General features: G+C 25.8%; 16 protein-coding genes. 11 read left to right on the top strand and 5 right to left on the bottom strand.

The annotated features are described in order from the left end of the window. Positions 1-15 precede the first annotated feature (15 nt). Positions 16-474, bottom strand: coding sequence for an SsrA-binding protein SmpB (gene smpB / locus Bpudo544_RS02770; protein WP_500825258.1), 459 nt, complete (start codon positions 472-474; stop codon positions 16-18). A 141-nt stretch (positions 475-615) separates the two neighbouring features. On the opposite strand from smpB, the gene Bpudo544_RS02765 reads away from it, so the two are divergent. Beyond that, a complete protein-coding gene (locus Bpudo544_RS02765; protein ID WP_500825257.1) occupies positions 616-1,053 on the top strand; it encodes a type II toxin-antitoxin system RatA family toxin in 438 nt (145 codons plus the stop codon). 65 nt (positions 1,054-1,118) lie between these two features. On the opposite strand, the gene bamE is transcribed toward Bpudo544_RS02765, so the two are convergent. Beyond that, entirely contained in the window at positions 1,119-1,430 is a 312-nt protein-coding gene (gene bamE, locus Bpudo544_RS02760) for an outer membrane protein assembly factor BamE domain-containing protein (protein WP_500825256.1), read from the bottom strand. Between the two features lie 184 nt (positions 1,431-1,614). Beyond that, positions 1,615-2,490, bottom strand: coding sequence for an NAD(+) kinase (nadK, locus tag Bpudo544_RS02755; protein ID WP_500825255.1), 876 nt, complete (start codon positions 2,488-2,490; stop codon positions 1,615-1,617). Positions 2,491-2,613: 123 nt separating this feature from the next. On the opposite strand from nadK, the gene grpE reads away from it, so the two are divergent. Next, positions 2,614-3,204, top strand: a complete 591-nt coding sequence (gene grpE / locus Bpudo544_RS02750; protein WP_500825254.1) for a nucleotide exchange factor GrpE — start codon at positions 2,614-2,616, stop codon at positions 3,202-3,204. Between the two features lie 251 nt (positions 3,205-3,455). Here grpE and ung read toward each other — a convergent pair whose 3' ends face one another. Further along, positions 3,456-4,124 (bottom strand): uracil-DNA glycosylase, encoded by a 669-nt coding sequence (gene ung, locus Bpudo544_RS02745; RefSeq protein ID WP_500825253.1) that lies wholly within the window; start codon positions 4,122-4,124, stop codon positions 3,456-3,458. 139 nt (positions 4,125-4,263) lie between these two features. Here ung and lepA point away from each other — a divergent pair, with 139 nt between their 5' ends. The 7 genes from lepA to glyA all read left to right on the top strand — a co-directional run bounded on the left by lepA (position 4,264) and on the right by glyA (position 11,266). Next, positions 4,264-6,054 (top strand): translation elongation factor 4, encoded by a 1,791-nt coding sequence (gene lepA, locus Bpudo544_RS02740; protein WP_500825252.1) that lies wholly within the window; start codon positions 4,264-4,266, stop codon positions 6,052-6,054. Positions 6,055-6,092: 38 nt separating this feature from the next. Then, the gene (lepB, locus tag Bpudo544_RS02735) at positions 6,093-7,097 is read left to right on the top strand and encodes a signal peptidase I (protein ID WP_500825251.1); all 1,005 of its coding nucleotides are present in this window, start codon (positions 6,093-6,095) and stop codon (positions 7,095-7,097) included. 99 nt (positions 7,098-7,196) lie between these two features. After that, the gene (gene rnc, locus Bpudo544_RS02730) at positions 7,197-7,910 is read left to right on the top strand and encodes a ribonuclease III (protein WP_500825250.1); all 714 of its coding nucleotides are present in this window, start codon (positions 7,197-7,199) and stop codon (positions 7,908-7,910) included. A 134-nt stretch (positions 7,911-8,044) separates the two neighbouring features. Beyond that, positions 8,045-8,830: a pyridoxine 5'-phosphate synthase gene (pdxJ, locus tag Bpudo544_RS02725; protein ID WP_500825249.1), complete on the top strand. Its 786-nt coding sequence runs from the start codon at positions 8,045-8,047 to the stop codon at positions 8,828-8,830. Beyond that, entirely contained in the window at positions 8,787-9,167 is a 381-nt protein-coding gene (gene acpS, locus Bpudo544_RS02720) for a holo-ACP synthase (protein WP_500825648.1), read from the top strand. Before pdxJ ends, acpS begins: the two co-directional genes overlap by 44 nt. Positions 9,168-9,352: 185 nt before the next feature. Continuing rightward, a complete protein-coding gene (gene tadA / locus Bpudo544_RS02715; RefSeq protein WP_500825248.1) occupies positions 9,353-9,820 on the top strand; it encodes a tRNA adenosine(34) deaminase TadA in 468 nt (155 codons plus the stop codon). 159 nt (positions 9,821-9,979) lie between these two features. Next, positions 9,980-11,266 carry a serine hydroxymethyltransferase gene (gene glyA / locus Bpudo544_RS02710; protein WP_500825247.1) on the top strand — a complete coding sequence of 429 codons (1,287 nt, stop codon included), beginning with the start codon at positions 9,980-9,982 and terminating at the stop codon, positions 11,264-11,266. A gap of 12 nt (positions 11,267-11,278) precedes the next feature. Here glyA and Bpudo544_RS02705 read toward each other — a convergent pair whose 3' ends face one another. Continuing rightward, positions 11,279-12,109, bottom strand: a complete 831-nt coding sequence (locus tag Bpudo544_RS02705) for an inositol monophosphatase family protein (RefSeq protein ID WP_500825246.1) — start codon at positions 12,107-12,109, stop codon at positions 11,279-11,281. Between the two features lie 348 nt (positions 12,110-12,457). Between Bpudo544_RS02705 and Bpudo544_RS02700 the strand changes: the two genes are divergently transcribed. Further along, on the top strand, positions 12,458-13,654 hold the full coding sequence (locus Bpudo544_RS02700) for an IscS subfamily cysteine desulfurase (RefSeq protein ID WP_500825245.1): 1,197 nt from the start codon (positions 12,458-12,460) through the stop codon (positions 13,652-13,654). Between the two features lie 153 nt (positions 13,655-13,807). After that, positions 13,808-14,218, top strand: a complete 411-nt coding sequence (gene ndk, locus Bpudo544_RS02695; protein ID WP_500825244.1) for a nucleoside-diphosphate kinase — start codon at positions 13,808-13,810, stop codon at positions 14,216-14,218. Positions 14,219-14,262: the final 44 nt, after the last annotated feature.

Here is a 14,262-nt window from a genome sequence, read left to right as displayed (position 1 = left end):
ATATAAATACAAACACTATTTGATGTATTTAATATAGTTACGTTTTTCAGTATTCCATTGATTTTTATTTACAATATGTCTTTTATCATAACTTTTTTTACCTTTAGCTAATCCAATATTAGCTTTAATCCAAGAATTTTTCCAAAATAAATTTAAAATAACTATAGTATATTTGTAACGTTTAGTTTGTTCTTTTAAAAATAGTAATTCTTTTTTTTTTAATAATAATTTTCGGGTACGATTGGTTTCATAAGTGGAAGTACTATTAGTATTTTTTTGAAAAAAAGAATTATACATATACGCTTCTTGGTTTTGAAAAGACACATAACTATTATCAATAATTACTTGTTTAAATCGTATTGATTTAACTTCCCATCCTAATAATACTAATCCAGATTCTATTGTTTTTTCAATAGAATATTTATAGTATACACTTTTATTATGTATAATTTTATCAGAGTTCGATTGGTTCATTTTTTATCTTAATAAATAAAAACATCAATTTTTATATTATAATATGGAGCGTATAGCTATGTAAATGTTGTCGTGTTTTGTTTATTGTAAAATACTATTATTGAATAATAAATTGTATATAAACATAAAAATAAGGTGAACATGTGTTATATAAAATGTTTATCTGTTGTGCCTTACAGTGTAGAACAAATGTTTAATTTAGTAAATGATGTTAGTTCTTATACTGAATTTATTCCAGGCTGCAGAGAGGTAGATATTATACAACAAAATAGTACTGAATTAATTGCTGAAGTTCATTTAATTTCTGGAGGAATAGCGCAATCTATAATTACTCATAATTTTTTTGTAAAAAATAAAAGCATTTTAATTGTTTTAGTAAATAGTCCATTTAAATCATTTTATGGATGCTGGAAATTTATTCCCGTAACTAATGTTGTTTGCAATATAGAATATATTTCTTGTTATGAATTTAAATCTATTTTAAATAAAAAACTTTTTAATTGCTCTTTTCAGAAATTATACAAAAATATAATTAAAATATTTGTTTTAAGAGCTGAAAATATATATGGTTGTTATTAATAAATAATTTTAATTTTTAATAGTATATACAAATTTAAATGAATAAATATAATGGTCTTATTAATTCATTTTTTTATATTACTTAATACATTTAAATTAGTTAATATATCTTTTTGATCGAATGTTAAAATTGCAGTTTGATATTGCAACGTACCATTAGTATTTTGATTATAGTATACATAATACCATATGTTTGATCCAAAACAGTTTTGTAATGTAGGTGTGATATTTATATTTAAAAGAATTTCAGATTTTGTCATACCGATATGAATTTTTTGGATATCTTGTGTTGTAAGATATGATCCTTGTTCTGTATGTAAATTATTTAAGTAATTAAATTGATGAATACAACTACAATTAATACTAAATACTATCATCCATACATAATAATATGTATGGATGATAGTATTTAGTTTTTTTATTTTTTTTATAAGTTCAATATATATTATTTTAATCAATTTTTTTTGAATTTTTAATTACATATAACAATATTGTAAGATTTATTATTTATCTATAATGATAAATAAGTAGTGTTTAGTCAAATTAAATTGTATTATTTAATTATTTTTTTGACCAACCCAGTTTAAAAGTTAGATTTTTGAAATAGTTATAAGTATTTGGATGAATTAAATCAAGAAAATAATTGCTTTGTTGCACTACAATTTCTTTTTTTCCGCAAATATCAATAGGTGTTTGATTATCACATCCTAATTTTATTTTAGATATAGTTTTAGAGAATTTTAAAGAAATTGTACTTTTATTATCAACTATAATTGGACGTGATGATAAAGTATGCGGACATATTGGAACTAAAACAATAGCATTTGTTGTAGGAGTCAAAATTGGACCTCCGGCAGAAAGAGAATATGCTGTAGATCCGGTTGGTGTAGCAATAATCAAGCCATCTGATCTAGAAGAGAAGGCAAATTTATTATTAATATATAACTTAAATGCAATTATATGCTTAATTGTGTTAGTATGCAAAATCACTTCATTAACAGCAGTACCTAATTTAAATAAAGTATTATTTTTTTTTAATTTTATATCTAATAAAAATCGTTTTTCATTAATAAAATATCCTGAAAGTATTTTTGATAATTCTGTTAATGCTGATTTAGGATTTAAATCAGCAAGAAATCCTAAAGTTCCTAGATTGATTCCAATAATTTTAATATTATGTCGAACAAGAATATTTGCAGCTCTTAATATATTGCCATCTCCGCCAATAATGATTGCTAAATCAGCAAGATTTCCTATATCTTCTAAATTTCCTATAATTGCTTTCCGTATATGCAATAAATTGGAAATATGTTGTTCTATTATTACTTTTATACCTTGATTATATAACCATTGGTATAAAGTATAATATATATTAATTGCTTGAGGGTAATGAACATTCCCTATAAGACCAATAGTATGGAAAATAGAAATAGTCATGCTGTTGAATCCTTTCTGTATAAATGATAATTTTTATTCATTGTAAATGAGTATTGAATACCTGCTATTCATCCTTATAATAATTGCATTATAAAATATATAAATAAGAAACGGAGAAAATTCATGACAGATAATAATAAAGATAATCTTGATGATAGTATTTCTTGTATTAATACAATAAATTCAAAAGAAGAATCATCAGAATCTACCTCCAATATGGATAATATTATTGATTTAAAAAATGATCAAATTATTAAATTGGAAATGAAATTAGCTCAGCTTAAAGAAAGTGAAAGAGATACTGTTTTACGTCTTAAAGCTGAAATAGAAAATATTCGTCGACGAAATATACAAGAAATAGAAAAGACACATAAATTTGCTTTAGAAAGATTTATTCTGGAATTATTACCAGTGATTGATAATTTAGAACGTACATTAAGTATCATTGATCGAACAGATAATAATTTATCTGTGATCTCGGAAGGTGTTGATTTGACTTTAAAATCATTTTTAGATACAATGCGTAAGTTTGGAGTAGAGTCTATACATGAAGTTCATGTTGAATTTAATCCTGCAGTACATCAAGCAATTTCTGCAGTAGAATCAAAGGAATATAAATCTAATCAAGTATTAACGATTATTCAGAAAGGATATTTGCTTAATGGTAGATTGATTCGTCCAGCTATGGTTACAGTATCTAAATCTGAATGTTAAGATGAAGAGTATTAGACAGAATTTATTATTAAATATAATTAATGATTATTATTTTATTTGTAAAAGTACTTAATTTTTGATGGGATAATTAACTTTTATTTTTAAAGTAATGAATTGTTAGTATTTTGTTTTAAGGTAGCTTTGTGTTTTGAACATAAAGGCAGGTTTTGTATTGACTATTTATTATTAGGATTAGTAATAAGTATGCATTATCAATGGATGTTATTTGTGCTAAACACATAAATATGCTTTTATAACTTCCAATTAATAATTTTTTTATTATGTTTTAGTAAAAATATATTGGTTTTAGAGAAGTGTTTGCATCCTAAGAATCCATAATGAGCCGATAAAGGAGAAGGATGAGAAGAATTAAGAATATAATGTTTTTGATGATCTATAATTTGTCCTTTTTTTTTAGCATAATTGCCCCACAGTAAAAATACAATATTTTTTCGATATATATTAAGTATCTGTATTATTTTATCGGTAAATTTTTCCCAACCAATATTTGCATGAGAACAACTTTTTCCTGCTTCAACAGTTAAAATGCTATTTAGTAATAACACTCCTTCTTGAGTCCAAGATTGTAGGCAACCGTGTTTTGGTGGAATAAATCCATTGATATCAGTTGATAATTCTTTATAAATATTTTTTAATGAAGGAGGTGGAGTAATTCCAGGAGAAACAGAAAACGCAAGTCCATGAGCTTGATTAGGTTGGTGGTAAGGATCTTGTCCTAATATTACGACTTTTACAGATTTAAATGCAGTAAAACGAAATGCATTAAAAATATCATTTTTTTTGGGATAAATAGTAATCCCTAATTTACTTTTTTGGTTTAAAATATTTAAGATATTTTTAAAATAAGGAAGTTTTTTTTCTTTTGATAAAAAGAGCTCCCAAGTTAATTTTTGATTCATAAAAAATAATTTTATATAATAAAATTTATTAGTATAGTATTTATTTTAAATTAATAATAACTTATTACAATTAATATTATTATTTATAATTATTAATATAATCATTTTTAATTGGCATTGGAAATATAAAAATATTAACATGAAATATATACGTAATTTTTCTATTATTGCTCATATTAATCACGGTAAATCAACATTATCTGATCGATTCATTCAAATTTGTGGAGGGTTAAATGAACGTGAAATGAAATCTCAAGTTTTAGATTCTATGGAATTAGAACGAGAACGTGGTATTACTATTAAATCCCAAAATGTGACTTTAAATTATTTATCTAAGAACGGTAAAAGATATCAATTTAATTTAATTGATACTCCTGGACATGTTGATTTCACGTATGAGGTATCTCGTTCTTTAGCAGCATGTGAAGGTGCTTTATTAGTAGTGGATGCATCTCAGGGAATTGAAGCACAGACTATAGCTAATTATCAAATTGCTATAAAAATGAATTTAAAAACTATTGTTGTTTTAAATAAAATAGATTTATCAACAGCAGATGTTAATCAAATATCTAGCAACATACAAAATGTTGTTGGTATTGATGTAAAAGATATAATTTTATGTTCTGCAAAAACTGGATTTGGTGTATCTAATATATTGGAACGTTTAATTTGTGATATTCCTTCTCCTCAAGGAAATCCTGATGCTCCTTTACAAATATTAATTATTGATTCATGGTTTAATAATTATTTGGGTATTGTATTGTTAATATGTGTTAAAAATGGCGTAATACGTAAAGGTAATATTTTAAAATCTATGAGTACAGGTAAAATTTATGTTGTAGATCAAATAGGAATATTCACTCCAAAACAGATAAAACTTGAGTTATTAAATTGCGGAGAAGTAGGTTGGTTAGTATGTTCTTCTAAGCATTTTACAGGAGCTGAAGTAGGAGATACTTTAACTTTGTTAGAAAATCCATCAAAAACTCCATTGCCTAAATTTAAAAAAATTCAGCACTTTGTATATGCAGGATTATTTCCTATTGGAACCACGACTCAAAAGATATTTTCTGATGCTTTATATAAATTAGGTTTAAATGATGCATCTTTACATTATGAACCAAATAGATCTGCATATCTTGGTTTAGGTTTTCGTTGTGGATTTTTAGGTTTATTACATATGGATATTATACAAGAAAGGTTGAAAAGAGAATATTCCGTGGATTTTATTATCACTGCTCCGGAAGTAATTTATGAAATTTTAACTATTGATAATGTAGTAATATCTGTAGATAATCCATCAAAGTTTTTATCCATAACTAATATTAAAGAGATACGTGAGCCTATCGCATTATGTAGTTTTGTGTTTCCAAAAATATATCTTGGAGGGATTATTGAATTATGTGTTGGAATACGAGGTGTTCAAATATCTTTAAACTATAAAGGGGATCAAGTAATTTTAGTTTATGAGTTACCTATGTCAGAAATAATATTAAATTTTTTTGATCGAGTGAAATCAATATCTAAGGGATATGCTTCTTTTGAATATAAGTTCGATCGATTTCAAGTATCTGATATAGTATGTTTAGAAATACTAATTAATGGACAACGTATTAATGAATTAGCTTTAATTACACATCGAATGACAGCTGCAAAACGGGGTCGTGTACTAATAGATAAGTTGCAATCATTAATATCAAGACAGCAGTTTGATATTTCAATTCAAGCAGCTATTGGAAGTCGTGTTATATGTCGAAATACTGTAAAACAGTTAAGAAAACATGTTACATATAAATGTTATGGAGGGGATATAACTAGAAAAAAAAAATTATTGTATAATCAAAAAATAGGAAAAAAAAGAATGAAAAAATTAGGTAATGTGAGTTTAACGCATGGGATTTTTTTGTCTCTTTTAAGCAAAAATAATTGATATAGGCATTACATGTTTATTTTTATTGTGAGTTACATATGATTAATATATTTTCTTTTATTTTAATGTTGATTACAGCGGTTTCAGGGGTTTTTTGGATACTAAGAAAATTAAATATGCTAATAAATAAACGAAATAAATTTAAAAAAATAAATTTAACAGAAATAGGAAATTATTTTTGGAATTCAAATGGTATTTTTAGTATATTTTTATTGTTTTTTTTTAAATTATATGAATTCATATCTTCTATGTTTCCGGTATTGTTAACAATTTTTATATTTCGATCATTCGTTTTTGAACCATTTCAAATACCATCTGGATCTATGATGCCTACTTTGTTAATAGGAGATTTAATTTTAGTGAATAAATTTGTATATGGAATTAAAGATCCTATTAGCCATAAAACTTTAATTGATTTTAATAACAATCCAAAGCGCGGAGATTTAGTTGTATTTAAATATCCTAAAGATCCAAAATTGAATTATATTAAAAGAGTGATAGGAGAGCCTGGAGATAAAATAATTTATAATATAATAAGCAAGAAGTTAACAATATTTCCTATAGGAAAGAATGGTGTTTATAATAAAGAATTATCAATTACTTATAGTGATATCAAATTAAGTGATTTTATTCAGATTTTTCATAAATCTAAAACTGGAACAATAAGTACAGATTTTATAAAAATTAAGGATTCAAATTCAACAAAAGATTATTCTTCCGGAATTAGATTAATTAAAACTACAGAGTCACTAAATGGATTAAATCATAGTATTTTAACTATGATTTCTCCTGGAGATATTAGATTTATGGATATGTATGATCAATATTCCAGTCATTTAATATCTGAATGGCTTGTTCCTGAAAATGAATATTTTGTAATGGGCGATAATAGAGATAATAGTTCAGATAGTCGTTATTGGGGATGTGTTCCTACTGGAAATATCATCGGAAAAGCTGTGATAGTTTGGATGAGCTTTAAAAAACAAGAAGGACAATGGCCTACTGGTATACAATTTGATAGAATAGGAAACATAATACAATAAAAATATCTGAAAATTAAATAAGATAATAAATGATTATTAATATTTAAAATGATAAATTATATAAATTTATGAGACATATAAATTTTAAGTGTTTTTTATATGAGTTTTGTAGATTTTAATGTCCTTCAAGGAAAATTAGGATATTTTTTTAGTAAGTTAGACTTATTAATATTAGCTTTAACTCATAGAAGTTTTAGTAAACAACATAATGAGAGGTTAGAATTTTTAGGCGATTCTATATTGAATTATGTGATTGCTAGTGTATTGTATCATAGATATAATCATATTAGTGAAGGAGATATGAGCAGGATACGTGCTAATTTAGTATGTTCTGGAACTTTAATGATGTTAGCTAAAGAATTTAATTTGGGAGAGTATTTAAAATTAGGGCAGGGTGAATTAAAAAGCGGAGGTTTTCAACGCAAATCTATTTTAGCTAATACCGTGGAAGCTATAATAGGAGGGATTTTTTTAGATAGTAATATAAAAATTGTTGAAGTATTAATTAAAAATTGGTATCGACTGCATTTAAATGTAATTAGTTTTGAAAGTAATCAGAAAGATCCTAAAACTCGTTTGCAGGAATATTTGCAACGACGTCGGTTGCCTTTACCCATATATTATGTAAATCAAGTTCAAGGTCAAGCGCATAATCAAGTATTTACTATATTTTGTCGGGTTAGTCAATTGCCAGATCCAGCAATAGGTTGTGGATCTAGTATACGAAAAGCAGAACAATTAGCAGCGGAAAATGCATTAAAAATATTAATATCGCATGATAATACGGATAATTTAAGTTTTAAAAATTATTAATTTATATATAGGATATAATAATAAATAATAGATATTATTTATTATTAATTGAGTATTGGTATTTTTGAATTATTTTGGTTTGTTTAAATTAAAATCTAAATTTTATTATATAAAAATTTAAGTGGAATAAAGTTATGTCTGATTTATTATTAGCTTTAAATATTGATCATGTAGCTACTATAAGAAATTCTCGAGGCACTCAATATCCTGATCCTGTCCATGCTGCGTTTATAGCAGAACAGTCAGGGATAGATGGTATTACTGTACATTTAAGAGAAGATCGAAGACATATTACTGATCGAGATGTAAAATTACTTCGAGAAACTATACAGACTACTATGAATTTAGAGACATCAGTAGCAGATGAAATGATCGATATTGTGTGTGAGATAAAGCCAAATTATTGTTGTTTAGTTCCTGAAAAACGGCAAGAATTAACTACTGAGGGTGGTTTAAATTTAATTAATCAAATAAATAAATTAAAAGATATAGTGTCTAAGCTACAAGACATTGGAATTAGAGTTTCATTGTTTATAGATCCTGATGAAAAACAAATAGATGCAGCGTATGTTATTGGAGCTTCGTGCGTTGAATTACATACAGGATCATATGCTGAATCTGTAAATCAGAATAATATTAAAATTGCTGATATAGAGTATAAACGTATAGAAACAGGCGTAAAATATGCTAATAGTTGTGGGCTTATAGTAAATGCTGGGCACGGACTTAATTATAATAATGTTCAGGATATTGCAATGTTGACTAAAATAAAAGAATTAAATATAGGACATTCCATTATAAGTAGAGCTATGTTTGATGGATTATCTAAAGCAATTCTAGATATGAAAAGATTATTAATAGAATCGAGGAGAATGAATAGTGATTCGAGGAATAGGAATAGATATAGTAGAGATAAATAGGATAAAAAAAATAGTAGTGTGTAGTGGAGATAAATTAGCTAAGCGTATTCTTAGAAAATCAGAATTAGAAATATATTATAATAAAAATAATTCTATTCATTTTTTGTCTAAAAGATTCGCTGCAAAAGAAGCAGCATCAAAAGCATTTGGAACAGGTATGACTCATGGAGTGACTTTTAATCAATTTGAAATATTTAATGATGACTATGGAAAACCAGTATTGCGTTTATTTTCTTGTGCTGCGCAGTTAGCTAAGTCTTTATCTTTAAAAAAGACATATGTCACTTTAACTGATACTCATATGTATGCTTGTGCGGTAGTAATTTTAGAATGTTAACGTATTATTTTTGTATATTTATTTTTAAAATGGATATATATTTGTGTATTTATTATAATTAAAATTATAATAAAGATAGGTAAAATAGATGTATTAGATAAGGCATTAATAAAATAATTCTGATAAATCATTTTATTAATGTAATGATGGTATGTATTATTATTACTAATAAAAATGTATATAATATGTTTTATTTATTAGATATGGATATCGTATGGATGCGTTATGCTATAATTTTAGCTAGTCTTGCTAATTTTTATGGAGATATTACAATAGGGTCGGTATTAATTTATAACGGAAGACTTATAGGATATGGATATAACTCTTCAGTCATATACCATGATCCTAGTGCTCATGCAGAAATTATAGCGTTGCGTGTTGGTGGAAAATTTTTAGGTAATTATCGTTTATTAAACACCACTTTATATGTAACAATGGAGCCATGCATGATGTGCATTGGAGCAATGATTCATGCACGTATTTTTAGATTAGTGTGTGGAGCAAGAGATAATAAAATAAGGTGGGTAGATTTATTATGGAATAATTATTTAATAGATAGTTCTATGATTAATCATCGGTTTGCTATTACGACAGGAGTATTGAATAAAATTTGCTCTAAACAAATAAAAAGATTTTTTGAAAATAAACGTTAATTAAATGTACAAGGATAATAAATTATCCTGTAAAGTGCATAGGAAAATTCTTATGTGTTGTTTGTTATGTAAATTGTTATATAGATTAATGATATTGATTTACATGTTACTGTGTGTTAGCTTATGTAAGCAATGGGTATAATTTAATAGAGTAATAATATGATATATCATGATGTTGAAGTATGGGATATAATAAAAAAAGAAATTCTTAGACAAGAACAACATATAGAATTAATTGCGTCTGAAAATTATATTAGCATTTCAGCTATGAAAGCTCAAGGGTCTTCTTTTACTAATAAGTATGCAGAAGGATATCCTGGTAATCGTTATTATGGCGGGTGTAAGTATGTTGATTTAATTGAACAATTGGCTATAGATAGAGCTAAAAAATTGTTTTCTGCTAAATATGCAAATGTACAGCCTCATTCAGGTTCTCAAGCAAATTTTTCTGTTTATAATGCTTTATTAAATCCTGGAGATACTATTATAGGTATGAATTTACAGCATGGAGGTCATTTAACTCATGGATCAAAAGTAAATTTTTCTGGAAAATTGTATAATACTGTATTTTATGGCTTAGACGAATCTGGAGATATTGATTATTCACAATTATTACATTTGTCTGAAATATATAAACCAAAGATGATAATAGGTGGTTTTTCTTCATATTCTGGTATTGTAAATTGGAGAAAAATGCGAGAAATTGCTGATTCTGTTAAAGCGTATTTGTTTGTAGATATGGCCCATATTGCAGGTTTAGTCGCTGCAGGGATATATCCCAGTCCTCTTCCATATGCTCATATTGTTACTGCTACTACACATAAAACTTTATCTGGACCAAGAGGAGGGTTAATATTATCAAATGGAAATAATTTCTGCAATAATAAGGATAGCAGTAGTAGTGATTTGGAATTTTATAAAAAAATAGATGCTTCTGTCTTTCCTGGTTCTCAAGGTGGTCCTTTAGTTCATGTTATTGCAGCTAAAGCTATAGCTTTTAAAGAAGCTATGACTGTACATTTTAAAGAGTACCAAAAGAAAGTTGTGAAAAATGCTCAGATAATGGCAAAAGAATTTTTGATAAATGGTTTTAAAATTATTTCTGGTATGCCAAAAAATCATTTATTTGTATTAGATTTAACAAATCATAACATTACTGGAAAAGATGCTAGTTTAGCTTTAGAACGAGCTAATATTATTGTAAATAAAAATTGTATACCTAATGATAATAAAAGCCCATTTTTAACTTCTGGGATACGTATTGGTACCGCTGCCGTTACTAGACGTTGTTTTAGTAACGATGATATTTTAGAGTTATCTGAATGGATAATTGATATATTAACTCAAATAAATAATAAAAAAAATATTTTAGCTATAAAGAATAAGGTTTTAAAAAAGTGTAATTTACACCCAGTATATTCAGATATAAATTTGGTATTTAAATGAAAAGTGTATTAACTAAAGTAGTTTTTTTGTGAAAGGTATTATTTTTTTTATTAATTTTGAGTGTCCGACTATTACGTTGCCTTGAAATAAGTAATCATTGATTATATTTCCATTAAAATCTATAATCATTCCCCCTGATTCTTTAATTATCAAAAAACTACTAGCTAATTCAATATTTTTATTTAAAGATATTAAAAAACATCCATCTAATCGGCCCATTGCAACATAGATTAAATCTAAATTTATAGATCCAGTACATCTAAAATCTATAATAATATGATTTAAATCATTTAATTTATTTAATAGATTTATAATATTATTATGGTCTATATAATCAGTGTTACATGATGTTATTGTGAATATAAGTTTATTTGGTATTTTTAAAGAATTTTTATAATGATGGTGTAGTCGAATACGATAATAATTGTTAAACTGAGCTCCTTTCCCTCGACATGCACTAAATAATTCATTATGTATTGGATCATATATTACACCTATTTCAATTTTTTTTTTTTGTTGCACAGCAATAGACAAAGTGAAAAATGGAAATTGTTTAATAAAATTAGTATTGGTATCTATAGAATTTATGATCCAGTATGTCGTGTTGTCATCTTGAATAGTTATAGCATGTTGATCATAAGTATTAATAATTACATGTGAAGGGTAGAATTTTTTTATAATTGTTGAAATAATTTGATTGGATTCATTATGTATTTTGTTTAAAAAATTTTGTACGCAATTTGTTGATTTTGTGTTATTTTTGTCAATTAACTCATATCGTTTAATGATAAAGTTCCCAGCTTTTCTTATTGCTTGTGTAGCAATATTTAGTATTGGATGCATGTATTTTGTTTATATATCAAATTTCATATATATATGAATTATAATATAATTTATATACAAAGATTTGAATAATATTATTAAATAGAAATAATTATATAATCATGTTGAATATATACAAATTTACTTATTAAGTACTAATTATTTATTGGAGATAAATAATGTCAAGTATTATGTATGTCATTTTAAATAAATAATTTAATTTTATATTATGTACAAATTTTCATATATATGAATGATTGGTTTAAAATAAAATAAATTGTAATGAATGATTATATACTTTATATTTATAAAGTATATATTTTTTGTTTGAATTAAAGTAATTTTTTTATTTTTTGGAGTAAATATATAATGAAATTGCCAATATATTTTGATTATGCTGCCACATCTCCAGTAGATTTAAGAGTTGCAGATAAGATGTATCAATATTTAACTATAGACGGTATATTTGGCAATTCATCATCTCGATCCCATTATTATGGGTGGAAAGCAGAAGAAGCAGTAGAGTTGTCTCGTAAACAAATTGCGTCGTTAATTGGAGCTAAATCTGATGAAATTATTTTTACTTCAGGGACTACTGAATCAATAAATTTAGCTATTAAAGGTATAGCGTATTCTTATTATAAGAAGGGCAAGCATATTGTTACTAGTGCAACTGAACATAAAGCTGTACTTGATACTTGTCAGAATCTTGTACATCAAGGATTTGAAATTACTAAAATAATTCCTCAAAGTAATGGATTGATTCATGTAGATCAAATTCATCAAGCATTTCGTGATGATACGATTTTGTTATCTATTATGCATGTAAATAATGAAATAGGTATTATTCAAGATATTGAACAGTTTGGTAAATTATGTCGCTCAAATAATGTGATATTTCATGTAGATGCGGCGCAAAGTGTTGGAAAGTTACATATTGATTTATCTGTTCTGCCAATAGATTTAATGTCTTTTAGCGCTCATAAATTGTATGGACCAAAAGGTATCGGAGGATTATATGTGCGTAAATACGATAATAATACAAATAAAACAACGATACTACAACCTAAAATTAATATTTTACCTCAGATACATGGAGGGGGACATGAATATGGTTTAAGATCTGGAACTTTGCCAGTACATTTAATTGTTGGTATGGCTGAAGCATATCGGATAGCAAAAAAAGAAATGGAAATAGAAATGAGTTTTTTAAAAAAAATGAGAAATCGTTTATGGAAAGGATTGCAACAGATTGAAGGAATTACAATAAATGGTGATTTAAATCATTGTATTGGGACATTGTTGAATGTTAGTTTTATTAATATTGATGGAGAAACACTAATGATAGCATTAAAAGATTTTGCTTTGTCTTCTGGATCAGCGTGTACCTCTGAAACAATGAGTGTATCGCATGTTTTGACGGCTTTAGGAGTAAACCCTACACTTTCATATAATTCAATTAGATTTTCTTTAGGAAGGTTTACAACAGAAGAAGAAATAGATTATGCTATTCATCAAATTGTTGCTACAGTTATGAAGTTAAATGAAATGATACATTTATTATAAATGAGATTATTAATAAAAATTAATGCGATAATTATTAATATATATTCAAATGATTGTTTAATTTATAAATGATTTTTTTTGATTATTCATTAATAGTCTTATTGATAATGTTTGTTTAAAATAAAATAATGCGTATGTTTATAGGGAATAAAAATGGTAAAAGAGCGTACATTATCAATTATTAAACCTGATGCAGTATTTAAAAATGTGATTGGTTCTATAATTAGTCGATTTGAAATTTCTAGATTGATTATAGTATCAGCCAAAATGTTACAGCTTACACGGGCAGAAGCTTCAGAATTTTATTCTGAACATAAAAACAAATTATTTTTTAATGATTTAATTGAATTTATGATTTCTGGTATGATATTTATTCAAATTTTAGAAGGTGATTATGCTATACGACGAAATCGTGAAATTATAGGATCTACTAATCCAAATAATGCACTAGCTGGAACTATTAGAGCTGATTATGGAGAGAGTTGTACTAAAAATGCTATTCATGGATCAGATTCTAAAAGTTCTGCTGAGTTTGAAATATCGTATTTTTTTAATACAAAATAAAAAAATAAATATATAGTAAATACGAATATAAATGAATTCAACAT

It is taken from the genome of Blochmannia endosymbiont of Camponotus pudorosus, assembly GCF_059934925.1.
This window is presented reverse-complemented; position numbering and strand designations above follow the sequence as displayed.